General features: G+C 42.4%; 18 protein-coding genes. 1 reads left to right on the top strand and 17 read right to left on the bottom strand.

Annotated features, from left to right (window positions below; translation table 11 throughout):
• Positions 1-13: 13 nt before the first annotated feature.
• The 8 genes from HNW13_RS04100 to fabB form a co-directional block, all read right to left on the bottom strand.
• Complete coding sequence (locus tag HNW13_RS04100; protein ID WP_101086721.1) at positions 14-502, bottom strand: CvpA family protein; 489 nt, start codon at positions 500-502, stop codon at positions 14-16.
• Positions 503-654: 152 nt separating this feature from the next.
• A complete protein-coding gene (locus HNW13_RS04095; protein ID WP_192115208.1) occupies positions 655-1,287 on the bottom strand; it encodes an SPOR domain-containing protein in 633 nt (210 codons plus the stop codon).
• Between the two features lie 71 nt (positions 1,288-1,358).
• On the bottom strand, positions 1,359-2,636 hold the full coding sequence (folC, locus tag HNW13_RS04090; RefSeq protein ID WP_192115209.1) for a bifunctional tetrahydrofolate synthase/dihydrofolate synthase: 1,278 nt from the start codon (positions 2,634-2,636) through the stop codon (positions 1,359-1,361).
• Between the two features lie 91 nt (positions 2,637-2,727).
• Positions 2,728-3,513, bottom strand: a complete 786-nt coding sequence (gene truA / locus HNW13_RS04085; RefSeq protein ID WP_101086718.1) for a tRNA pseudouridine(38-40) synthase TruA — start codon at positions 3,511-3,513, stop codon at positions 2,728-2,730.
• Between the two features lie 129 nt (positions 3,514-3,642).
• Positions 3,643-7,656 carry a FimV/HubP family polar landmark protein gene (locus tag HNW13_RS04080; RefSeq protein WP_192115210.1) on the bottom strand — a complete coding sequence of 1,338 codons (4,014 nt, stop codon included), beginning with the start codon at positions 7,654-7,656 and terminating at the stop codon, positions 3,643-3,645.
• A gap of 290 nt (positions 7,657-7,946) precedes the next feature.
• Positions 7,947-8,963, bottom strand: coding sequence for an aspartate-semialdehyde dehydrogenase (locus HNW13_RS04075; RefSeq protein WP_011636866.1), 1,017 nt, complete (start codon positions 8,961-8,963; stop codon positions 7,947-7,949).
• A gap of 189 nt (positions 8,964-9,152) precedes the next feature.
• Complete coding sequence (locus HNW13_RS04070) at positions 9,153-10,289, bottom strand: 4-phosphoerythronate dehydrogenase (protein WP_192115211.1); 1,137 nt, start codon at positions 10,287-10,289, stop codon at positions 9,153-9,155.
• 628 nt (positions 10,290-10,917) lie between these two features.
• A complete protein-coding gene (gene fabB / locus HNW13_RS04065) occupies positions 10,918-12,132 on the bottom strand; it encodes a beta-ketoacyl-ACP synthase I (protein WP_162024366.1) in 1,215 nt (404 codons plus the stop codon).
• A gap of 132 nt (positions 12,133-12,264) precedes the next feature.
• Between fabB and mnmC the strand changes: the two genes are divergently transcribed.
• Positions 12,265-14,358 carry an FAD-dependent 5-carboxymethylaminomethyl-2-thiouridine(34) oxidoreductase MnmC gene (mnmC, locus tag HNW13_RS04060; RefSeq protein ID WP_243756165.1) on the top strand — a complete coding sequence of 698 codons (2,094 nt, stop codon included), beginning with the start codon at positions 12,265-12,267 and terminating at the stop codon, positions 14,356-14,358.
• Positions 14,359-15,002: 644 nt separating this feature from the next.
• Here mnmC and galU read toward each other — a convergent pair.
• The 9 genes from galU to HNW13_RS04015 all read right to left on the bottom strand — a co-directional run bounded on the left by galU (position 15,003) and on the right by HNW13_RS04015 (position 24,390).
• Complete coding sequence (gene galU, locus HNW13_RS04055; RefSeq protein ID WP_011636862.1) at positions 15,003-15,893, bottom strand: UTP--glucose-1-phosphate uridylyltransferase GalU; 891 nt, start codon at positions 15,891-15,893, stop codon at positions 15,003-15,005.
• Positions 15,894-16,189: 296 nt separating this feature from the next.
• Positions 16,190-17,785: an IS66 family transposase gene (locus HNW13_RS04050; protein WP_208062794.1), complete on the bottom strand. Its 1,596-nt coding sequence runs from the start codon at positions 17,783-17,785 to the stop codon at positions 16,190-16,192.
• An 83-nt stretch (positions 17,786-17,868) separates the two neighbouring features.
• Positions 17,869-18,216 carry an IS66 family insertion sequence element accessory protein TnpB gene (tnpB, locus tag HNW13_RS04045; protein WP_208062782.1) on the bottom strand — a complete coding sequence of 116 codons (348 nt, stop codon included), beginning with the start codon at positions 18,214-18,216 and terminating at the stop codon, positions 17,869-17,871.
• Positions 18,210-18,539, bottom strand: a complete 330-nt coding sequence (locus HNW13_RS04040; RefSeq protein WP_208062797.1) for an IS66 family insertion sequence element accessory protein TnpB — start codon at positions 18,537-18,539, stop codon at positions 18,210-18,212. The genes tnpB and HNW13_RS04040 overlap by 7 nt, the downstream gene beginning before the upstream one ends.
• A gap of 242 nt (positions 18,540-18,781) precedes the next feature.
• Positions 18,782-20,053: an O-antigen ligase family protein gene (locus tag HNW13_RS04035; RefSeq protein WP_243756164.1), complete on the bottom strand. Its 1,272-nt coding sequence runs from the start codon at positions 20,051-20,053 to the stop codon at positions 18,782-18,784.
• A gap of 86 nt (positions 20,054-20,139) precedes the next feature.
• Positions 20,140-20,838, bottom strand: a complete 699-nt coding sequence (locus tag HNW13_RS04030; RefSeq protein ID WP_192115219.1) for a hypothetical protein — start codon at positions 20,836-20,838, stop codon at positions 20,140-20,142.
• A complete protein-coding gene (locus HNW13_RS04025; RefSeq protein ID WP_192115220.1) occupies positions 20,838-21,575 on the bottom strand; it encodes a CpsB/CapC family capsule biosynthesis tyrosine phosphatase in 738 nt (245 codons plus the stop codon). Before HNW13_RS04025 ends, HNW13_RS04030 begins: the two co-directional genes overlap by 1 nt.
• The gene (locus HNW13_RS04020) at positions 21,572-23,854 is read right to left on the bottom strand and encodes a polysaccharide biosynthesis tyrosine autokinase (protein WP_192115221.1); all 2,283 of its coding nucleotides are present in this window, start codon (positions 23,852-23,854) and stop codon (positions 21,572-21,574) included. The genes HNW13_RS04025 and HNW13_RS04020 overlap by 4 nt, the downstream gene beginning before the upstream one ends.
• On the bottom strand, positions 23,854-24,390 hold the full coding sequence (locus tag HNW13_RS04015) for a polysaccharide biosynthesis/export family protein (protein WP_123776938.1): 537 nt from the start codon (positions 24,388-24,390) through the stop codon (positions 23,854-23,856). Before HNW13_RS04015 ends, HNW13_RS04020 begins: the two co-directional genes overlap by 1 nt.
• Positions 24,391-24,396: the final 6 nt, after the last annotated feature.

The following is a 24,396-nucleotide window of genomic DNA, read 5'->3' as shown; positions in this document are numbered from 1 at the left end:
AAGTGTTTTATGTTTATATTTTGGGTACAAAGCTAGAGGTATTTTCAAGGTAGTTAAAAAACCACTGAATAACCACGCCAAATTCAGGTACAAGAACAGAGTCCTGCCACCATTTAGTGTCAGGGAATGCCGTAAAAGCATCCATAAAAAACAGTAATGCACTAACGATTAACGCGCCACGAATGGCACCAAAACACAGGCCTAAAACACGGTCTGTGCCCGATAATCCGGTTTTAGCCACTAACTGGCCTAATAAATAATTAACGAGAGCCCCTATGATCAGGGTAATGATAAAAAGAATAGCAATCGCCACACCGTTTCTAACTAACTCGTCCTGCATTTGGGTTAAATGAGCTGCAAGATCAAGATAAAACTGGCTAGCGATAAAGAAAGCGGCAAACCAAACCACAAGAGACATGGCTTCTTTGGCAAATCCGCGGATCAAACTAATAATAGTTGATAACCCGATGACAATAATTATTGCGTAATCAATCCAAACCATGGAGATGGGGATCCGGTATAGGGTTCAAGACGGCGGGATTCTAGCAGAGACAGAGATGTTTCTCACCTCTGATTGCACAAATTATTCTTGCGTGATTAAGAACAATCAAATTGTAAATATTAATCACGCACGCAAAATACCGTCTGAAGAGGTTATTGTTCCTGTGGATTATAGGCTACGATTTTGCCTTTTAATCCGGTTAATTTGAATATAGGTTGCTGACGAGCTTTAAGTTTTTCTTCTGAAACTTCAGGGCCAACAAATACTCGGGTTAGTTTCCCTTCAACGGGTACTTTAGGCAGTGTATAAGCGTTAAACCCCGCTTTTCGCAGTTGAGCAATCAACGCTTTTACATTGGTAATATTATTAAACCCGCCTAACTGCAATGTAAAACCAGCAGTAATAGGTGATTTCACTTTATTTGCAACCTGGGTTTCAGGCTTTTTAACTGCCACTGCTACTGCCACTGGAGCTGGCGGCTTAACGGCTTGGCTGACTTCTTTGGTCGGCTCTTTGTTCGGTTCAGCTCCCCCTAATGCAACGATATCGTTACTGAGATCTTGTGGTTCAGCAATCGTTAACACTTGGAATTCTTCTACTGGTTCAGCGGTATTGTCAGAATTAACTTTATTGGAAGCACTTGGCTGAGTTTGACGTAAAGGAATTTCAGTGAACTCCTCAACCACTTGCGTTTTTTTACCGTCTAATAAGTCGGGTAAAAAAATCACGCCTAAGGCCACTAATACGATGGTACCCACCAAACGATTTTGAAATTGACGATTCAAAGCTAATTCCCTTTTTTAACCAAATGACGTTAATGATGGCTTGTACAACCGACGTCGGACATAAATAGTGTTTATAAAGATTTAAAGCCTGCAACAGTATAAAAAGAACCGAAGACAATAACCACATCATCGGCATTTACCGTAGTTTGTATGGCTTGCCATGCGCTAGCGATGTCAGCAAACTCACTAACATGCTCACGACTACTGTCATTGGGCAATGCTTGACGCAATGCTTGTGCTGATGCGCCGCGTGGATTATCTAAACTCACCAAGTTCCAATGGCTAATTTGTTGATCTAATGTCGCCAATACCGACTTAATGTCTTTATCTTTAAGCATGCCACACAAGGCTACAATACGCCGACCTTGGTACGCCTGTAATTGTTGTGCTAAATATCTGGCTGCATGGGGATTATGCGCAACATCTAATAGTACTAATGGTTGCTGACTCACCTGCTCTAGTCGTCCAGCCAGTTGAGCTTGTTGTAATCCTCGATTAATGTGCTGTTGGCTTATTTGCGGCCAAATATGGCTTAGCAGCGCAACAACACTTGCAGCGTTAGCTAACGGTAACCTTGGCACCGTTAAGCCAGTATATGACTGCTGCGCAGATTCAAAGTGCCATAATGCTGGTTGAGTCTGATCTTTATGGTAATCAAACTCATGCCCAACACGATAAAGAGTTGTCCGGAGTTGATTAGCATATTCAGTGACGCTCAACGGTAAATCTGGCTCACCGATAATAGCGACACAATCTGAGCGAAACACGCCAGCTTTTTCTCTGCCAACCAGTTCACGGGTATCGCCTAAATATTCTTGATGATCAAGATCGATAGAGGTCAAAATAGTGGCAGTGGAATCGATAATATTGGTTGCATCCAATCGCCCACCTAAACCCACTTCAAGAATGATCACATCGACTTTAGCAGCTTTAAACAAATATAAACCTGCTAAGGTGGCATATTCAAAAAAGGTTAATGAAATATCACCTCGCGCCGTCTCTATCGCACAAAAAGCTTCGATAAGGGAGTCATCACTGGCATCTTGTTGATTTATTTGTACCCGTTCATTGTAATGCAGCAAATGAGGCGAGCTATAAACGCCGACGGACAAATCAGCTTGATGTAAAATCGAAGCCAGCATAGCGCAGGTTGTACCTTTGCCATTGGTACCGGCTACGGTAATGACTTTCGCTGGCGCTAAATCAAGCACATTTAATTTCTCGGCAACAGCGCTGACTCGAGTTAAGCCCATGTCAATTTCGCTAGGATGAATTGCCAGCAAATAATCCAGCCATTGAGCTAAGCTTGACTGTTGATTGGGTACAGTAATTTCAGACACGATTGACATAATTCAATACCATTTAACTTATTCAAACCTTACTCGGCGCTGCGAATACAGAACATGGGTTTTACATTTCAATAAAGATAACTTACAAGACTTAATCGAGCATAAACAATGGACCCAAAGCTAACTTAGGCAATTGATATTGTTCAGGGTAAGTCACATCGACCAAATACAATCCATTCGGTTTAGCAGTAGGTGCCGCTAGCTTACGATTTTTTAGTGCAAACAATTCTGTTATCCACTCTATAGGTTGATTACCTAAGCCGATTTGCAGTAATGAACCAACAATATTACGCACCATATGATGTAAAAATGCATTAGCTTGAATATCGACCATCACATACATGCCTTGGCGAGTCACATTGACTTGATGTACGTTTCGAAACGGCGTTTTAGATTGACAATGCAATGCTCTAAAACTGGTAAAATCGTGTTCGCCAACAAAAAGCTGTGCCGCTTTATGCATCAAGGTTTCATCAATATCACCGTGATAATGGCTCACTCCGGCACTTAAAATACCCGGGCGCAGTTTATGATTATAAATCACATAGCGGTAACGTCTGGCTGTAGCACTGTAACGAGCATGAAAACTGTCATCGACTTCTTTTGCCCAGCGTATCGCCACACTGTCGGGTAAATTAGCATTAACGCCCTGTGTCCACGCCGTCATTGGACGTTGAACATCGGTGTCAAAATGAACCACCTGCCCGGTACCGTGTACACCAGTATCTGTTCTTCCGGCACACAAAACGGTTATAGGTTCATTAGCCACATAACTTAACGCTTTTTCAATCTGGGCTTGCACTGAATCGACCTCGAGTTGGCGCTGCCACCCACAAAAACCACTACCATCATATTCAACACCTAACGCGACCCGCATGCCTATATCCTCTACTCAATAATGGCGCGCAGTTTATCACAAAAAAACGGCGCATGTATCTGCGCCGTTTGCTTTTATGTGGTTAACATAAGCCTATTTCTTTACCTATGCAGGCAAAAAATTATCGGCTTAACTGACACTTTTTAGTAAATTTTTGGCTTCTAATTGCTGACGTTCATTACCGTCCATTTGCACTTCTTTTAATAACGCTCGGGCACTGTCTTGATCTTCAATCTCAATATACGCCCTAGCTAAATCAAGTTTTGCATTAACGGAGTTTTCTTCATCATCAACATCAACCATATTCAGATTGCCCATTAATGAACTTGCAGAGCCCATATCAACATTAACGTCTTTATACTGATCGGTTTTATCGTCATCTTCATCAGCATCGTTCAACAGTTTATCAATGTCGATATAACCGTTTTCACGCTCAAAACGCATTAAATCATCGTCACTGGCTTTATATTCTGTTGATTGGCTTCGTTCTTTTTGATCGAGTGCAGCCAATGCTTCATCAACAGTTAAGTTGTCATCGCTAAGGATATACTCATCTTCTGAGGTAAAGTCATCATCGTTGTCATCATCATTGAGTGATTGTGAAAATGCAGCCAGTAAATCATCGTCACTCACATCTGCTTCATCAACTTCTCTCTCGTCAGCGGCTGACTCGGCAGCTTTAAGTAAATCGCTTTCCCAATCTAAAAGTTCAGGCTTTGGTTTACTTGATTTTAGGTCATTAAAGAAGCCTGAATCTTTATTGATTTTACTTTTCGCACTAGACGAAGCAGCCTCTTCATCATCCATTTGCGCTAACAAGGCATCAAGACCATCATCCGTTTCTGATGTAGGAGCTTGTGCAGCTGTAGTTTCTTGATCAGTCTCAACATCATTACTGCTCGTTGACGCTAACGCAGCTTCAAGTTCAGCATCTAGCCAGCGGTTATCTTCGTCATCGCTGTCTGCTGCTTTATCAGCATCCGCTTCTGGCTCAATATACTTGTTCGTTTCAATATCAGCGGTATCAACTGTGTTAGTTAAATCGGTATCATTAAGATATTCATCAAACTCATCGAATAATGCGTTATCGTCGATGCTTTCATTGTCAGGCTGAGTGCTGTCAACCTGCGGAGCACTGCCATACTGTGGGTTTTCAGTGTCATTTTCTGATGGAGTATCGTCTTTTATATCTTCTTTAAAGCTTGCCAATAAAGTATTAATATCATCATCGAGGGACTCATCATCAGATATTGATTCTTCATCGGAAATATCATCATCTAATTCAGCAGCAATCTGTGCTTGGACGGCAGCCTTTTCCTGAACGTCGGCATCTGACTCAATCACAGGCTCGTTAAGACTCGCTAATAATGCATCGATGTCATCATCACTGGTTTCATTATCATCAATGGAATCTACGACATCATCATCACTTAACTCTGCAGCAATTTGCGCCGCTAAATCATCACTATCGGAAGTTTGCTGTTCACCGGTTGATAGTTCATCATTTTTTTCATCAAACACTGATTCAATAACAGGCTCATTCAAGCTAGACAGCAATGCGTCAATGTCATCATCACTCGACTCTACATCTTGGATATCTTCGTTAGTATCATCTTGCAACTCAGCTGCAATTAACGCGGCTATGTCATCATCGTTGTCAATTGAATCACGGTTTAGCGGCTGAAGGTCTGTATCCCCATCATCTGTTGAGCTATCTTCTTCGTTCTCATCCTTGGTTGCAGATAAGCCGGCTAGGAGTTGATCTATATCTTCGTCCGTTGCAGTAGGAGCATCAACATCAGTTTGTTCCGAATCAGGCTCTGATAGTAATAAATCAAGGTCCTCTTCCGCGTTTGTTTCAGCTGATTTTACCGGTGTTTCGGCAGCCACATCATCCGGTTCTGCAGGCATATCAAACTCTGCTAACAATGCATCGATATCGTCATCCGCTTTTGCTTCAGCTGATTTTACCGGTGTTTCGGCGGCCACATCATCTGGCTCTGCAGGCATATCAAACTCAGCTAACAATGCATCGATATCGTCATCCGCTTTTGCTTCAGCTGATTTTATCTGTGTTTCGGCGGCCACATCATCTGGCTCTGCAGGCATATCAAACTCAGCTAACAATGCATCGATATCGTCATCCGCGCTTGTGTCTGCTGATTTTACCGGCGTTTCGGCGGCCACATCATCCGGTTCTGCAGGCATATCAAACTCTGCTAACAATGCATCGATATCGTCATCCGCTTTTGCTTCAGCTGATTTTACCGGTGTTTCGGCGGCCACATCATCCGGTTCTGCAGGCATATCAAACTCTGATAACAATGCATCGATATCGTCTTCCGCGTTTGCTTGAGCTGATTTTACCGGTGTTTCGGCGGCCACATCATCTGGCTCTGCAGGCATATCAAACTCAGCTAACAATGCATCGATATCATCTTCCGCGCTTGTGTCTGCTGATTTTACTGCTGCGGCAGCGGCAACATCATCCGACTCCGCTGGCATATCAAACTCAGCTAACAATGCATCGATATCATCTTCCGCGCTTGTGTCTGCTGATTTTACTGCTGCGGCAGCGGCAACATCATCCGACTCTGCAGGCATATCAAACTCAGCTAACAATGCATCGATATCGTCATCCGCGCTTGTGTCTGCTGATTTTACTGCTGCCGCAGCCACATCATCTGGCTCTGCAGGCATATCAAACTCAGCTAATAGCGAATCAATATCATTTTCTGCTGAAGCATCTAGATCATCAGTTTCATCTTTTCCAGTATCTTCATCTAAACCCGCCAACAAACTGTCTAAATCATCTTCTGGTGCAGCAGAATTTAGGGTTGCAGCAGGCTTATCATCTAATCCAGCAAGTAGACTATCGAGATCATCATCATCTTCAAGAGGTTCAAGATCAGAATCTTGATCTTCCATAGCCTCTGCCCATAAATCGTCTAATGAGGTCCCTTCTTCATCTTCTATTTCTGTTTCACTAACAAACATATCAGACGCCATATCCATCTCGGCATCATCTTCCATTTGGATTTCAGGCTGTAAATCTACGCTGTCCAAATCCAATAAATCATCAATTGAATCTTCATCACTTGAATCTAAATGGACCACAATATCATCAGAGTCATCTAAGTCATCACTGCCTGTTGCAGCTGCAGACTCTTGTTCAGACTGGGTTGCTGTTTTCACTTCAGATTGTTGAGACTTTTTATTTCGGCGACTGAGCAACCAGAAAATAAGCCCGAAGATAATTAACAGAGGAATCGAGGCGGCAAGGATCAACAAAATGGTGTTATCCATTAGGCTACGCCAAAAGTCAGTGGGTTCTTCTACTACGGGTTCCGCATTTTCGGTTTGATCTACGAGTTTTTTATTTTCTAAGTTTAAAGCTTCATATTTCTCGCGTAATAGTTGTAGATCTTCTTCAAGCGAGGAAATGTTTAATGACATTTGTTCAATTTTGTTTTTCAACGCTTGATTGTCATTATTACTGACCATTAATTCATCTTGCGCGCGCGCTAGCTCATCCGTGACCATCAACGTTTTTGCATTAGCTTTATCTAAGGTGCTATTGAGATCATTTACGACAACAGCATTAGCCTCATTAATCGCTTTGGTTTGAACCGCCACAGCAGGTGTTTGCTGAACTATTTGCAGTGGTTTTGCAGCAGTAGGCTTTTTAGGCGTTTCGACTATAGGGGATTGAATAAGTTTATTAATAACGGGACGAGGCTGGGTTTGTCTGTTAGCGCGGCGGTCATCTTGTTCAGCACGGCGTTTAGCAACATCATTGGGTATAGCGGCTATCACATCTACAGAAGGAACAAGTAATATCATCCCTCGCTCTAGTGTATTGTAATTATTACCACTAAAAGCATGTGGATTCGCGTCAAATAACGCCGCCATCACTTGATAAATACTGACCTTATCACTGGGTCTGACTTTTTGCGCAATACTCCAAAACGTATCTCTTGATGTCGTCGGACCATATTGCCGTTTCGCTTGTTGTTTAACCTCGCCATTGGGCCCAGTAATTTTGAGCGTTTCTGCCTGTGCAGACTCAATAATTTGTACACTGGTTAAACCAACCGCTGTGCAGGCAATCAAACCCACAATATATGAAGTACGCAAAGTCATCCCATCCTTCCCTTTTAGCGCTATTGAGTTACCGATTTGGCAACAGGCTTTAGGCAATTTTTATCGTTAGTATTATGGTCGTTAACTGTATCTAGTCACATCAATCGTGAGCCAATTTTACAGGCAATTTCGATGTTATTGATGTTAAAAATGATATGTTTACGACTATAAACTAGATTCACCACACCTGCTACTATTGGGCTCAGTAAAACGGAAAAAGCCTGCGCATTGCAGGCTTTTTAAACTAAATCGCGTTGTTGATTAAGTCATTACACATTGTTAAAGCGTAATTAATAGTAATCTCTAATCAAAATCTCGGCAATTTGTACGCTGTTTAATGCTGCGCCCTTACGAATGTTATCGGCAGTAACCCATAAATTTATACCGTGAGAGTGTGAAATATCTTTACGAACACGACCAACATAAACAGGATCATTACCTGCAGCTTCAGTTACCGCGGTTGGATATTCGCTATCATCATCAAACAATTCTACGCCTGGTGCATCACGTAAAACGGCTTTAACATCTTCTGCATCAACAGGTTGACGAGTTTCAATATGAATAGCCTCAGAGTGACCATAAAAAACAGGCACACGCACAGCCGTTGGATTAACCACAATTTCGTCATCACCAAAAATTTTCTGCGTTTCCCACACCATTTTCATTTCTTCTTTGGTGTAGCCATTTTCCATAAACACATCAATTTGAGGCAATACGTTAAAGGCAATTTGCTTTGGATAAACTGTTGGCTCAGACGGTAATCCTTGCAATAATTTAGCACTTTGACCCGCTAACTCATCAATCGCCTTTTTACCGGTTCCCGACACAGACTGATACGTCGCCACGTTAATACGTGAAATACCAAAAGCATCATAAATAGGCTTAAGAGCCACTAACATCTGAATCGTTGAACAATTCGGATTAGCGATGATATTGCGATTACGGAAATCAGCAATGGCTTCTGGGTTAACTTCAGGTATCACCAGGGGCACATCTACGTCGTAACGAAAATGTGAGGTGTTATCGATAACGACGCAACCTGCATCACCCGCAATCGGCGCCCATTTAGCAGACACATCGCCACCAGCAGAAAAGAAGCCAATTTGTGCTTGGGTCCAATCAAACGTTTCTACGTCAAGAATTTCAACTTGTTTACCGTGAAAACTGACTGTTTCGCCAGCACTGCGACTGCTCGCTAATGGAAACAACTTAGCAACCGGAAAATTACGCTGCTCGAGGATCTCAATCATTGTTTGACCCACTGCGCCCGATGCACCTAAAACGACTACATTAAATTCCTGAGACATAATTAACGCTCGACTCCATATTATCCAGTTTGAACAATCAATCTACCCTAGTTTAGTTATGCTTTACTAGGGTTAATGTACTAAAAAAGCCGACTTTGAAGTGATTTTTTCTCAACTGGCTAAAATTACTGTTTTTTAGCTTCAATCTGTCGTTCTATTGGCAATATCGGCCTTATATACTTTAACTAATTAATTAAAGCCTAAAGCACTCAACATCGGTGGGTTAATCGTACCATCAGATAAATAGTCCACAGATTGAGCTAACGAGATAGCACTATATTCACGACGATAAGTGTGGTTTTTACGCATTAAATCAAAACCTGTCGCTGTTGAAAAACACCCTCTAAAACTAAAGTCATCATCACGCAAATCATAGACCAAACGCGACAATTTCAACAATTGGCTTTCAGTTAAATCACCTCGATTTACAATTTGATTAAATTGAAATGCCGGTAATAAACTCTCTAATGATTTTTTTACCGGAAAATCAAGTAACTCACACCACTTTTGATACAACATAAACGTACCGCGGGCTTTGCCTTCAAGGCTATAACCTGCAATATGCGGCGTAGCAAACTCTGCCAAGGCGACTAATTCGGCCATTGGGTTAGGTTCACCTTCCCACACGTCAAGTACCAGCTTTACATCATCACGTTGTTGTTTAAACTTGATCAGCGCTCGGTTGTCAATAACCTCGCCTCGACAGCAATTTAGTAACCAAGTATTGGGCTTTAGCTTATTCAGTCGAGTTTCATCAAACAAGTACCAGGTTTTGTGCTCACCGTCTTTAGTGATAGGCACATGCAGACTGATAATATCGGCTTGCTCAATAATAGTGTCTAGCGACACAAACTCTCGGGTATCACCTTGCGATGCTTTAATGGGATCGCATAACAATACTTTTAGCCCATAAGCTTGCATACACTTCGCGGCTGCGGTGCCGGTATTACCCGCGCCCACAATCCCAACCACTTTACCGGCTAGAGACTCACCGAAACGTTGCGCTAACTCCAGCATGGCAATAAATGCATACTCACCTACTGCAGTCGCGTTACACCCTGGGGCATTAGTAAAATAAATATTGCGCAACGAAAGATAATCAACATCGATATGATCGGTACCAATTGTCGCGCTACCCACAAATTTAAGTTTATGCGCATTTTTAATTAACGCTGCATTTACTTTGGTCACCGAACGCACCAATAACACATCAGCATCTTCTACTTGTTTAGCAGTCAAGGTTCGGCCATTTACATATTCAATCTTGCCTAAATAGCCAAACAAGGCATCAACATAAGGCATGTTTTCATCGGCAATTATTTTCATTTGGGTATCTTATTCACTGCGAGTTTAACGACATCACATCGCGTTTTTTTATAACTAGTATCTTATACCAAACTCACCCACTCCGTCATTCTCAAGATCTGTTATTGGGAGTCCAGCTGTTGACTTGGATGTTATAGCCACTAAAAGCAAAGCGACATAAGCTCTATTGAATGAAAAGCTAAAACAAAGAATGGATCCCGGCTCAGAAGCATTACCGGGATGACGTAGTAGTGGATGTTATCGAAATGAAGCAGTAGTGGGCGTTAATTAAATGAAGCAATCAGCCCGTCATCCTCGAATGCTTTTATCCCGGCTCAGAAACGCTACCGGGACGGATCCAGGTGTTGCTTGGTTTGTTGCATGCGATCTTTAAAGCGTAAAACATTAACACCTGGATTCCGGCTCAAAAGCGCTACCGGAATGACGTATTAGTGGATGTTATCAAAATGACGCAGTAATGGGCATTAATTAAATGAAGTAGTAGTGGGCGTTAATTAAATGACGTACGAGTGGGTTCCTAATAGGGTTTAGCGTTTTGGCCTTTGCTCTTTTTAAGGCAACAAAAAAGCCAGCATAGTCACCCAAGCTGGCTTTCAAATCATTCGCGGGTTGCCCCACTAATGAGGTTTTATGCTTTATACTTACGCATGACTAACGTTGCGTTAGTGCCACCAAAACCAAAGCTATTGCTCATGATGGTGTTCAATTCTGCTTTGCGCATTTCACGAACTACTGGCATGCCAGTTGCTTTTTCATCTAGGTTGTCAATGTTAATGCTTGGAGCAATAAAACTGTCTTCCATCATGATTAAGCTGTAAATCGCTTCATGAACACCCGCAGCACCTAAAGCATGACCTGTCATTGATTTAGTTGATGCGATAGGAGGCATGTTATCACCAAACACTTCGCGCAATGCTTCAAGTTCACGCATGTCACCTACAGGAGTAGAAGTACCATGAGTGTTGATGTAATCAACTGGCGTATCGACATCAGCTAATGCCATCTGCATACAACGTACGGCACCTTCTCCAGACGGAGCAACCATGTCGTAGCCATCAGATGTGGCACCATAACCAACAATCTCAGCATAAATCTTCGCACCACGTGCTAAGGCATGTTCTAATTCTTCAACAACAACGATACCGCCGCCGCCAGAAATAACAAAACCATCACGATCGGCATCATAAGTACGTGACGCTTTTTCAGGCGTGTCATTGTACTTAGTCGATAGTGCTCCCATAGCATCAAAGCCCATAGTGAGTGTCCAATCGACTTCTTCAGCACCGCCAGCAAAAACCATATCTTGCTTACCCATTTGGATAAGTTCAACGGCATGGCCAATACAATGAGCCGAAGTAGCACAAGCTGAACTGATTGAATAGCTCGTGCCTTTAATTTTAAATGGTGTCGCCAAGCAAGCACTTGCAGTACTCGACATAATACGAGGCACTATATAAGGGCCTACACGCTTAACACCTTTTTCACGAAGTGTATCAGCAGCCTGAACTTGGTTTTTTGAAGATGCACCACCCGTTCCAGCAATCAAGCCGACACGGAAATTAGAATATTGCTCTTCTGTTAAGTTAGCGTCAGCAATCGCTTCCTGCATAGCAATGTAAGCATATGCAGCAGCATCGCCCATAAAGCGTAGTGCTTTACGATCGATATGATCAGCTGGGTTCATTTTAATGTCACCCCAAACTTTGCTACGTAATTGCATTTCTTCAAACTGTGCCGAGTGAGTAATACCGCTACGACCCGCTTTAAGTGAATCAGTCACTTCTAGCTTGTTATTACCGATACTTGAAACAACACCCATTCCGGTGATCACGACTCTTTTCATTTTTATGCTATCCATTTGGTACATGTCGGTACTTAATTGCGGCAATCATAGCTGCTTTGAAGCAATTAAGTGGTCAGCTTTCCATAAACGCAGGTAAAATAATGCCAAGTTATCGGCCCTGAGTAAAATATTTTGAATAAAACACCTTTATTATCTGTATCCCCGAATTTACACGAGTTGCATATTTGTGAATTACTGGGCAATAACGTCAATCAAAATAGCCGATATCCCCACATTTTTAAGCAGTATATTGCCGAAGTATTGCAAAGCGGTGACGATAAAATAGCAGCCACAAATACTAAACCACATTTATTAACGCTAGGCCAACTCGGTTTTGGCGATGGCCACGAAATAATACTATTACTGGCAGCCTTGCAAGAGGCTAACCTGCAAAACCCTTTGAAACAGCAAAAAACTCGAATTCACATCAGTGTATTTGAACAAAGCCCAGTAAATCGTAAGCAACTAGAATACAAATGGCAACAACAAGGGCTACTTAATTCAGACCATCATTTATTCGATTTTACCCAAGCACTACTCAATGGTGAAATTGCAGCCATCGAAGGTTGTCAGCGGCTAGGCCTACTTCAAAACCAACTTATCATAGACCTGTATCAAGGCTCGCCACTAGCGCAAGCCAAAGTCGTTGCCACGCCTGGTAAACAAAGGATAACACATTGGTTTGCCCTACCCCATACGAACCAAGAGGCTTATTCAGATCATTATTTTAATCAAAGTTCACTTTGGCAATATGGTCGGCTCAGTGTTGATAATGCAACATTTTTAGCAGCCAGCACAAATAATGCAGATGTCGCTCCGGCTATCAAAAAGCAACTAGCACTATGCGGTTTTTTATCAACCACATCATCAAAATCCAATGATGACATTGCTATCGCAGAACGTAACGCACTAAGACAACAGCTACAGCAACAGTTTGCTTATAACCCATTGCCACCGTTACATTCTAATAACAACAGCCCTATAGCTATTATAGGGGGCGGTATCGCTTCTGCAAGTCTTGCTTTATCTCTGGCTGAGCGCGGCAAAGATGTGATTATTTATTGCAAAGATAACACTCTAGGACAAGGCGCATCTGGTAACAAACAAGGTGCCATTTATCCCTTACTTACCCCAGAAAATGGATCGCTAAGCCAATTTTTCCAACAAGCCTTCCTATACAGTCGACGCAGAATTCAGGCATTAGTTGATAATGGATATGAAATAGGACATGAGTGGTGCGGTGTATTACATACAGGTTTCGATCAACGTAGCCAAACAAGATTGGATAAAATTATTGATGGCCAAGCATGGCCAACTGAAATTGCTTTTGCAGTAAGTCCAAACCAAGCCACACGACTTGCTAACGTCGAGATTGATAAATCTGGCTTTTACTACCCATTAGGAGGCTGGGCTTGTCCGTTTGAATTCGCACAAGCTAGCATTGCCAAAGCACAAACATTAACCAAGGTTCGCGTTATTTATAATAGCGACATTAGCTCACTTGAATCACACTCATCAGGCTGGCAACTGTTTAGTGCCGGGAATAATACCCCTATAGCAACTCACGAACAGGTCGTCATCGCCTCTGGAGCTAAACTTACCCAGTATAAACAGACAAAAAACCTGCAAATCACTGGTTTTAGAGGTCAAGTTAGCCATGTACCGCCACAAGGTGAGCTAGCGAAACTTAATACTGTTATTTGCGCTAATGGTTATTTAACCCCACAACATAACCAACTACATTGCGTTGGAGCCAGTTATGTAAAAGACCCACAACATCTTGATTTTTGCCCAATAGAGCAGCATGAAAACAGCCTTAAAATGCAACAAAGCTTTCCTAATTCAAACTGGCCTAACGATATTGATGTTTCAAACAACGATGCCAGAGTCGGCGTAAGGATGGTCAGTCGCGATCACTTCCCAGTAATGGGTTGTGCGCCTGATGTTGAAGCGTTATTTACACGCTATGCTGTTCAGCAGCAATCGAAAGACAAACCCAGTCTATGGCAACGTTATTGGCAAATAACACCAGCACCAATTTATGACGGATTATATGTGTTAGGAGGACTAGGCTCACGCGGCCTAAGCTCAGGCCCATTAGTCGCCGAATGCTTAGCAGCGAACTTATGCGGTGAACTGTCACCATTAAGCATAGAGCTACAAGCACTGCTTAGCCCCAACAGAATGTGGCTGCGTAAACTGCTTAAAGGAAAAGCGTTGATGTGATTGTCAAACTACTCGAAGGTGAAAACGATGAGCATCTATGCCATTAAGGTAACGATCTCATTCACGTCATTGCGGGAACGCCAAGTACCACGTCAATCCTGTCGCGCTCATTATCACGTCATTGCGGGAACGCCCACTATCACGTCGTTCCGGTAACGCTTTTGTGCCGGAATCCAGGTGTTAATCCCTTGTGCTTTACAGATCGCATGCAAAAAACTCAAGCAACACCTGGATCCCCGATACGAGCATTCGAGGATGACGAGCGGTGAAGTAAGCGCTTTTGAGCCGGAATCCAGGTGTTAATCTCTTGCGCTTTACAGATCGCATGCAAAAAACCAAGCAACACCTGGGTCCGTCCCGGTAGCATTTCTGAGCCGGGATACGAAAATTCGAGGATGACGAGCATGGGCAGTAGACAGTGAGGCAGAATAAGCCTTCGTTGCCTAAATGCCTATTCAATAAAAAATGCCACTAGTTATTAAGCGAGTTGCATTAAATAATGTATCTTATCGCGTAAACATTAAGGCTTTTCAGATTAATACTTACGATCTAGTGCAAACATTAATAGCCCAACTGAAACATTTAGACTTCACTTTACCGGTGCAACGTATAGTGGTTATAAGCGTTTAAAAGTAAACTACAGTCTATTTATACTCTTCTAACAAACTAGAGACCTCTTTCATAAAGCTGTTACCCAATTTAGGATCCCGTAAACCGTATTCAACAAATGCTTTCATGTAGCCAAGCTTGTCGCCACAATCGTGTGACTTACCGGTCATATTAAACGCTTCAACCGTGTCAGACTCAATTAACATGTCAATGGCATCGGTTAACTGAATTTCATCACCTGCACCAGGAAGTGTTTTTGCCAGTAAGTCCCATATCTTTTCAGACAACACATAGCGACCAACAACGGCTAAATTTGACGGTGCCAGGCCAATTTCTGGTTTTTCAACCATTTTAAATATTTTAGTCGAGTCACCAGGATTTATGGTTTCGCCACCACAATCTGCAATGCCGTATTTATTAACTTGGTCATCTGGTACTGGTGCAACCATTATTTGGCTGACATTAGATTCACGATAACGAATTAACATTGAGGCTAGGTTTTCGGTGCGCTGATCAGCAGAATACGAATCTAAGATGACATCGGGTAACACAACCGCAAACGGATTATCGCCAATACATGGTTTTGCACATAAAATCGCATGTCCTAACCCTTTAGCTTCGCCTTGGCGCACATGCATAATGGTGACGTTTTTAGGACAAATGGCTTGTACTTCATGCAATAGCTGACGTTTTACACGTTTCTCTAGAGTAGATTCAAGCTCGTAAGATTTATCAAAATGGTTTTCAATGGCATTTTTACTGGCATGAGTTACCAATACAATCTCTTTAATCCCCGCACTTACACATTCGTCGACAATATATTGAATCAGCGGCTTATCGACCAAAGGTAACATTTCTTTCGGAATAGCCTTGGTAGCAGGCAACATACGAGTACCTAAACCGGCAACAGGAATAACAACTTTCATGAAGATCCTTATTTAGCGTGAGCTAATAGCAAAAAATTAAAAGGTAAAAATGACAAGAAACACCTAACTCAAAAGCAAAAGAAAACACCTGGGTCCCTGATAACAGATCTCAGGGATGACGAGCGAGAGACAAGCAATCGATAACCGCAGCGACTACGCAATTCCAGCAACGCCTACTACGTAATTCCGGTTTTGCTTCCTACCACGTCGTTCCGGCAATGCTGTTGAGCCGGAATCCAGGTGTTGAGTTTAAATATTCAAGACAAAAGTCAAAAGAAACGTAAGCGTCCGGCGAACTACGCCTTGTCTAGTTTAACCTCCCAGGGTAAAAGGCTGTTGAGATCGCATTTAGGGTAGGATAATTGTTCTAAGCAGTGTTCGATGTAATCAAACGGGGTGAGTCCATTCGCTTTAGCCGTTTCTATGATGCTGTACAAAATTGCACTCGCCTCAGCGCCGCGATGGTTGTGATTGAATAGCCAGTTTTTACGCCCTATCACAAAGGGTTTTACTGCCCGCTCTGCGCGATTATTGTCGATATTGAGTCGGCTGTCTTCTGTATAACGGCTCAACGCTGACCATTGATTGAGGCTGTAATGGATGGCTTTGCCTAGTGGGCTTTCTTTTGACACTTGCTGCACTGATTTATCCAGCCATTGCTTAAATAACGCCAATTGGGCACATGAATGGGTGCGCCTAAAATACAATCGCTCTTCCAGGCTCAGTGCTTGTATTTGGGTTTCAATACGGTACAGCTTGGCTATCATGCTCAATGCCATATCCGCTTTACTGACTTTGCCTGCTTTGGGTTTGCCTTGTGCTATTAGCGCTTCTTTGAACTTGCGCCTAGCATGAGCCCAACAACCTACAAGCTTATTACTTGCCTGCTGATACGCTGCGTAGCCATCGACTTGTAAATAACCATTAAATACCGTTTGCTCGGTGGCAAGAAAACGGCTCACGCAGGTGCCCGCGCGGCTACCGTCTTGGTAGTCGTACAGTACGATATTGCGCAAACCTTGATATCGAGGCTCAGTGCTTGGTTTATCCGCGCCAGCGCAATACACCCACATGTAGGATTTCACCCGCTCATCGTTAATCACTTTAAGCGTGGTCTCATCGGCGTGGATGACATCTTGTCTTAATAAATGGTGGTGGAGTAAATCATATAAGGGCTTGAACAGCGCTGCAGATTTCATCATCCAATCTGCCATGGTTTGCCTGCTTAAGGCGATACCGTGTTGTTTGAACAGTGTTTCTTGCCGATAAAGGGGTAATGCGTACTGATATTTACTGGTAATGAGTTGGCTTAGTAAGCTTGGTGTCGCCACACTTTTAGGGATAGGGCTAGCTGGCACGGGCGCTTGCTTGATATTGGCCTGGGTTCCTTTGGTTTCACAATGCTTGCAGCTGTATTTTAATCTAACGTGCTCAATCACACTGATTTGCGCCGGAATAAACTTCAGCTTCTCACTACTGTCCTGGCCCATTAACGCCAGCTCATGACCACAGCACTCACACTGCTTATCTTCATCACTGATGTCATGGATAATCACTTCACGTGGCAGGTCTTTAGGCAGTAATTTACGCTTGGCGCGCTGTTTAGGTGACACAGGCGCGTCAGCATCTGCTGTTAATTCAACAGGCTCATCAACCGTCACTTCTGCTTCGTTAAACAACTCACCTTGATAGTCATGGCTTTCACTGCTGGCGCCGAAACGTTGTTGCTGGGCTAAGCGAAATTGTTCAAGCAAACGCTGCACAGAGTGTTTAAGTTCGGCGATTTCAGCGTCTTTCAACTCGATAACATTATCTTTAGCCGCCAGCGTCTCAAGCAATAATTGCTTAAGTAAATCAACGTCATTGGGTAAGTTATCAGGGCTTAATTTCATGGTGTTATTATATCAAATATCCCATTAAATAAGGCTAAAGCAGTGATCTAATTATCGAAAACAGCCTTCGCAATGGCGATCAATTAACTGTAATTCAAGCCGTTCACATGCTGATGACCCAGGACATCAAAGCCAGATAACAGCCAATGAAACTGTTGCTCAGATAAACTCAGGCACTCATCAATACTTTTCGTCGGCCACTTAAACTTATCCTGCTCGAGGCGTTTGTACCACAGTGCAAAGCCGGTGTTATCCCAGTAGAGGATTTTTAATTTATCACGGCCTTTATTACAAAAGACAAACACACTGCCGTCGCTGGCCTGTAAGGATAATTGCTGCTCAACGATAACAGCTAAGCCATTTATCGATTTACGAAAATCCACCGGTGCACGGTGCAGATAAACACACGGAAGCTCACGAAACATCAACATGCTTGTAGGCCTTTTATAATCTCCAGCAGGTATCGTGCAGGCAAGGTGCTGGGGAAAGTCCATAAACCGGTTTGATGCTGAAAATGGATAGCCTGCCCTGAAGCGGAAGGTTGAGCTTGGGTTGTCATCGCTGTCGGCGATGTCACGGTAGCCTTAACAAACGGCGCTATCTGTTGGGTGCCCGTTTTAGCCATGTCCGCTTTGCGGGCGTAAAACCCACTAAGACTAAGCTTGTGCACACGACAAAAATTTGAAATCGTTAAGCCGCTAGCGGATTGCTGTTGTATCAAAGCAGCCCAATCTTGATGTGAACGTTTAGCCATGTTAACTCCTGATGTCATTATCAGTCGTTAAGATAAAGGCTCGATGAGCGCAGTTGAAGACGTACTTGCCCGGACGCTTACAAAGAAACACCTGGATGCCCGATAACAGATCTCGAGGATGACGGGCGCAGAACCTAGGACCTTGATTCTGTAGGCGAAGCGTCCCGTAAACCGTTATCCGTCTTTGCTTTCATATAACTAGCACTCGAGGATGACGAAATAGAGAAACACCGGGTTTCCGATTATCTTGCTATTTTGTGAGTATCAGCAGGTAAATAACGCACTAACCAGCATAGGGTTAAGATGGTTAAAAACAGTAAAGTGTTCGAAGGTGATTGCAGATTAAAATCAACAGAAATATGCAATAGCATGTGCACTATGGCCATTGCACAACCAAAAGCGACCCCTTTATAAAGTTTATTATTACGCAAATACATGGTTCGACACGCTAACCAAAACGCGTACAACACCCATAAGCCTAAAATGGCTGTCATTACAATCCCATACTCAACAACAAACTGAATATATTCGTTATGGGCATGGTCATAAAAACCAGAATAAAACTGAGGTTGGTATTGTGGGAAAACAGTATAGAAACTCCCTCCCCCAGTACCCGTGAACAAGTGTTCTTGGATGATGGGAAGACTATCCATTACCACTTCATCACGAGTTTCTGAACTAAAAGAGGTATCGTCTAAACGCTGTTTTAGTTTATCGACCCCAAAAATTGAGCCGACAATGAGCAAATCAAGAATGAAAATACTCAGTACTAAAGGCTTAAATAACGTTGGCGGTCGACGATAAATAAACATCGACAATAGTGATACAACACCCAGTGCAGTAAAGAAGCCAGCGTTGCCCATTCGTGAGCGACTTAAGATTAAGCCTATCACCATAATCACAATGGCTAAGCGAAGGATCAGTTTTCGACTGAATAATGTCGATAGTAAGTCAATCATCATTGCACGCAAATCGAACTCTTTCTTGCTGGTTTTTAGCTCGGATAACAGCCAACCAAACGCAATAGAAAGACATAATGCTAAATAATTAGCAAAATGATTTTGGTACACAAACGATCCACGGGCCCTATCGCCATCGGAATAACCAAATACAGGTGATACATCCAGTTGCAACAAATTCAGCAAGGTGCCATAAAAGGCCTGTAAACAACCAGATAATATAATGGCAATTAACAGCCAACGAATCGCCTGTGAACTCTGACAATATTGACTTAACAATAAAATAAACACGCCATAACAGAAGGTTTTTAAAAGTTGTTGTGCCGTTTGATAGCCATCAACTGTATTAATTACAGGGATCCAGTTAAGTAATTGTAAGCATAAATAAACTAGCATTAATCCAATGGGGATTAATGCATACTTTTGCCAATGATAACGTAACAATAACGCATTTTGCTTAATGCAGTAGCCTATGTGCACAACGCCAAGTAATACAATACACAACTCTAAAATAGCTAACGACCAAATACGATTACTACCTAATGGGATAGGCATCCAAATAATCAGCGCACATAGCCCCAACAGCATAAAACGATTAAAGAACCCAAAAGATTTTATTGTGTGGGGGCTCCTGATATCCATTAGCGGCACATATCCTGTTTAATCCATTTATCAACGTTGGCGCTAACTGGAGTTGCATAAGTAAGGTAAGTACACATAACAGAGGTTAATCGATACTCCAAGGCCAGTTGCTTTAAATCGTTACGCATTTTCCAATTGGCACTGGCAGCAATATGTGCGGTGCTAAATACAGTTTGCTTTTGGATTACGGTTAAACTCGGCCAATAAGCAAATCCAATGGCTAAGGTTTGATGTAACACCTCGGGGGTATAAGGACCATAATGCAATGCTTGTTGTAAATACGGCCAAGCTTGAACAATATCTTTCTGAATAAAGGCCAAATTATAGGCATAGTCACTGTAAGCATTTGGCCAATTAGGGCGCTGGATAATGGCATCTATATACAGTTGATTAAACACTGTCTTATTCGGTTGAGCCAATTGAGAAAAAACGCCCCATTCCATCACTTTAGCTAATGTTAATAAATAGTGTGGATTTTGGTCGTCAATACTAGAGGCATAATCAGCAGCTAACAACGCATTGGCATACTGTAACGAAGTCGGCTTAGCACCTTGCTGCCATTGGTCAATGTAAAAGCGAGATTTGAAGTGGTACGCGTTAGCTAAGCCTTTTTGAAGTAAAACTGGCAGTAAGGCTAACAGTGCCAACATCATCAATGCATACACAATATTGCGGGCAGACCAACTTATCCGTTTCATTAGTCGCTGCTCTCGGCAAATAGCACATTCGAAATACTACCAGGCATAGAAGTGGTTAATGCAAAGGCATACTCCTGGTCAGTCAGAGCAGTCACAGCATGTTGTGCTTTTAACAACTTAGGTGGTCGGCGGTTTAACGAATGGCAATCGGACCCGATAATAGAATACAGCTTTTGTTTAATAAAATATTCACTCAATTGCTTTGGTGCCTCACCCATGTCACCAATCAATGACGCTGCAGTTAACTGAAATAAGCAACCCGCACGTACGAAAGGGGTTATCCGTTCTGGATGGGATTGTAACTCACGATTTCGCTCTGGGTGAGCAATCATGGGTAATACATTTTTTGCTAATAGCCAACTAATCAGCTTGTCGGTACCAGGTGGAATATGGCTGCTAGGCAGTTCTAGCAGCAACACATCTTTTTGCTGGTAACGGCCTAAAAAAGGCAATTGCTGCTGCTCAATAAACAGCATTATTTCGGGTGAAATCCTTACCTCTGCAGCTGCGCGCAATTGTATATCTATATTGGTAAACGCCAACGCGTCACACAACAAATGATAAGCAGCATTGATTGATTGTAAGTTATTGTCATAAATACCCAAGTGAATATGAGGAGTCGCCACCATTCGTGACACCCCCTGCTCGGCGGCTAGAGCCACCAAAGCAATGGCTTCGTCAATTGATTTAGCCCCATCATCAATATTGGGTAATATATGGCAATGCAAATCAATCATGCCTTGGTGTTTTCCTTAGTGTTTCCTTTACTATTACCTTTGTTATTGCCGGCTGGCTGTTTAATGGCATAGTCGGCACCATAGGCCTGGTAGTAACCATAATCACCTTGGTAGCGCTGGGCATCTTTAGTGTTGAATTGATTTAACACTACGCCAAACACTTTGCTGCGCGCCTGGTTTAACTTAGCTAATGTCATCTTAACCGCTTCGCTACGAGTATGACCAGCTTTGACTACCAATACAGTAGCATCGCACAACGAGGTGATAATGAGTGCATCACTTACCGCATGAACTGGTGGGGTATCGATAATAATTTTACCGTATTGAGTTTTCAGTTCAGTCAACAGTTCTGCAAAATGACGAGATGTTAGTAACTCTTGCGGATTTAACGGCACTGCACCAGCAGGCATCACATCAACGTTAGGTTTAACCTCTTTTGCAATACTGTTATGTAAGCTATCGGTACCCGACAACACATTAGCAAGCCCAGGTTGGTAAGTAGGTAAACCAAAGCGCAGACCTAAACTTGATTTGCGTAAATCAGCATCAATAATTAACACTTTTTCCATGGTGGCATAGGCAAATGCTATATTCATTGATGTGGTGGTTTTACCTTCATTAGGGTTAGAAGATGTCACCTCAATCGTAGAAAGTTCACTTCCCATAGCCATTAACGACATCGATGTTCGTATCGTCCTTACAGCCTCTGCATGTAAGGGTAAACTCGCATCGTAAAAAGCAAAGTTAATATCATCATAACTGGTGCCTTTTTTAGCTTTCGGCACATATCCTAACGCTCGTTGCGATAAAAGCTTTTCAACATCATCGCTGGTTTTTATAGTGTCATTTAATGCATCCAACACCAACACTAATACCATGGAAAAACCTAAACTGGCCATAAAAGCTAAAATAACAATCATTTTCTTTTTAGGCTTTTCTGGCAACAACGGAACTACGGCACGGTCAGTAAAACGTGCGACAGGTGAGTCAAAATCACCAGTAACAGCGGTTTCTTTTTGACGAGCTAAAAAAGTATCAAATAACTGTCGATTGGTATCTACTTCACGCAATAAGCGTTGATAATCGGTGTCTGTGGTACTTAAATTTTGAAACGCACCTTTAGCGTTACTAAATTGCGCTTCTAACGCTTGCAGTGTTTGCGCTGCAGTTTGTGCTTCATCTTCTATGCCTTGAACTAACCGGCTTATTTGCTTGTGTAAATTTTGTTGCACCGCATTAAGTTCGGCTTGTGCTGCTATCATCTTTGGGTGTTTAGGGCCATACACCTGTTGTAGCTCAGACACTTTACGCTCAACCAATACCACCTCACGTTTAACGTTTTGAATCGATAAATGCGAGGTCACCTCGGGTAAACTTTCTAGACGACTAATGTCAGTGGCACCGTAACGCCGCACCACCGCTATAAAGCTATCAGCTTGGGCTTTGCGCGACCTTGCCACAGTAATCTCGTCACTTAAGCGCTCTAACTCTTTGGCATCTAATGCTGTCACCCCTTCAACGTCAATTAATCCATTTATTAATTTAAATTGCTCTAATCGTTTCTCTGACTCATCCAGCTTTATACGCAAGTCTTCTAAGCGACCGCCTAACCACGTGTTCACTTTTTGAGTCATACCCAATTTGGCTTCTAACTGGCTTAAAATATAAGTATCACCGATAACATTTGCTATCTGTGCTGCAAGCTGAGAGTCTGAGCTTTCATAACTAATATTCACTAGTTGGGTTTTACGCACTGGAGATACATTGATATTTTGAGCGAAACTATCAATTAATTTATGCTTGGCTATATCTTGGCTAATTTGGCTATCAGCAGCCGTAGCAATTTCTTCAGGGATAAAATTTAACTGCGATTTAATCTCAGAAAACCAACTTGGAGGCTGGTTAAAAGCGGGATGATTGATTAAATCCAATTCATTAAAAACTCGCTCGGCAATGCTGCGCGATTTAATAATCTCAAACTGGGTTAAATAGTATTCTTGCTGCCCAGAATTAATACCATACACTTCATCTATTTTAATCGCTTTAGCTTGTTCGGATTCTATCAATAACGTTGATGAAGCCTTATAAATCGGTGTCATGCTTAACACCACAAATACGGCTAACGCTGTGACCAATAAAGCAAATGCTAAAATGCGCCACTTAAAACGTAATAGTGGTAGAAGCAGTTTTTTTACATCAATAAGCTGATCCATTTGCGTCACAGCAGGACTCAGTAAATTACCAGGGGAAGCACTTTGTCGTCTTTCTTGGAAGCTCATTAAAAAAATCTCTGTTCAATGGTAATTGTATCGCCTGCTTGAATCGCACTATTAATCGTGCCGCGCTCAGACTCGACTTTGCTGCCCTCACGTGAAATTAAAATCTTTTCTTGCGAGGCTCGCTCGGTTAATCCACCCGCTAATGCAATGGCTTGGTTTACCGTCATCCCAGGCTGATAAGGGTAGCCTCCCGGTTGTTTAACTTCACCGTGTATATAAAAGGGTCGATATAATATCATGCCAACAAATACATTAGGTTCAACAAAATAATCGCCCTTTAAGCCGTTATAAACAATTTGTTCAACTTCTTTAATGGTTAAACCAATTAATTTTAACGAGCCTAGAAAAGGATAGTTGATGGTGCCACTATTGGTAATTTGGGTTTCGAGAGTTAATGCCTCTTCACCATATACTTTAATCACTATGGTATCACCAGCACCTAAACGGTAATTCTGTGTTTCAGCACTGGTTGTCATTGGCAATAGCGCCAATGACAAAAATAGTATGACTGAATAAATTGGCGTTAAATACTTCATGGCCTT

The organism is Shewanella sp. BF02_Schw (genome assembly GCF_014596695.2).
GTDB lineage: Bacteria > Pseudomonadota > Gammaproteobacteria > Enterobacterales > Shewanellaceae > Shewanella.
The sequence above is the reverse complement of the archived record's forward strand: the minus strand, read 5'-3'. Positions and strand labels throughout refer to the sequence as shown.

Bases quoted from the DNA above. Each gene is read 5' to 3' on its own strand.
- tnpB (WP_208062782.1), bottom strand. From the start codon at position 18,216: ATGTTGATGTTTCGTGAGCTTCCGTGTGTTTATCTGCACCGTGCACCG.
- galU (WP_011636862.1), bottom strand. From the start codon at position 15,893: ATGAAAGTTGTTATTCCTGTTGCCGGTTTAGGTACTCGTATGTTGCCT.
- HNW13_RS04020 (WP_192115221.1), bottom strand. From the start codon at position 23,854: ATGAGCTTCCAAGAAAGACGACAAAGTGCTTCCCCTGGTAATTTACTG.
- truA (WP_101086718.1), bottom strand. From the start codon at position 3,513: ATGCGGGTCGCGTTAGGTGTTGAATATGATGGTAGTGGTTTTTGTGGG.
- HNW13_RS04075 (WP_011636866.1), bottom strand. From the start codon at position 8,963: ATGTCTCAGGAATTTAATGTAGTCGTTTTAGGTGCATCGGGCGCAGTG.
- HNW13_RS04025 (WP_192115220.1), bottom strand. From the start codon at position 21,575: ATGATTGATTTGCATTGCCATATATTACCCAATATTGATGATGGGGCT.
- HNW13_RS04030 (WP_192115219.1), bottom strand. From the start codon at position 20,838: ATGAAACGGATAAGTTGGTCTGCCCGCAATATTGTGTATGCATTGATG.
- HNW13_RS04050 (WP_208062794.1), bottom strand. From the start codon at position 17,785: ATGAAATTAAGCCCTGATAACTTACCCAATGACGTTGATTTACTTAAG.
- HNW13_RS04015 (WP_123776938.1), bottom strand. From the start codon at position 24,390: ATGAAGTATTTAACGCCAATTTATTCAGTCATACTATTTTTGTCATTG.
- HNW13_RS04040 (WP_208062797.1), bottom strand. From the start codon at position 18,539: ATGGCTAAACGTTCACATCAAGATTGGGCTGCTTTGATACAACAGCAA.
- HNW13_RS04100 (WP_101086721.1), bottom strand. From the start codon at position 502: ATGGTTTGGATTGATTACGCAATAATTATTGTCATCGGGTTATCAACT.
- fabB (WP_162024366.1), bottom strand. From the start codon at position 12,132: ATGAAAAGAGTCGTGATCACCGGAATGGGTGTTGTTTCAAGTATCGGT.
- HNW13_RS04070 (WP_192115211.1), bottom strand. From the start codon at position 10,289: ATGAAAATAATTGCCGATGAAAACATGCCTTATGTTGATGCCTTGTTT.
- HNW13_RS04080 (WP_192115210.1), bottom strand. From the start codon at position 7,656: ATGACTTTGCGTACTTCATATATTGTGGGTTTGATTGCCTGCACAGCG.
- folC (WP_192115209.1), bottom strand. From the start codon at position 2,636: ATGTCAATCGTGTCTGAAATTACTGTACCCAATCAACAGTCAAGCTTA.
- HNW13_RS04035 (WP_243756164.1), bottom strand. From the start codon at position 20,053: ATGCCTATCCCATTAGGTAGTAATCGTATTTGGTCGTTAGCTATTTTA.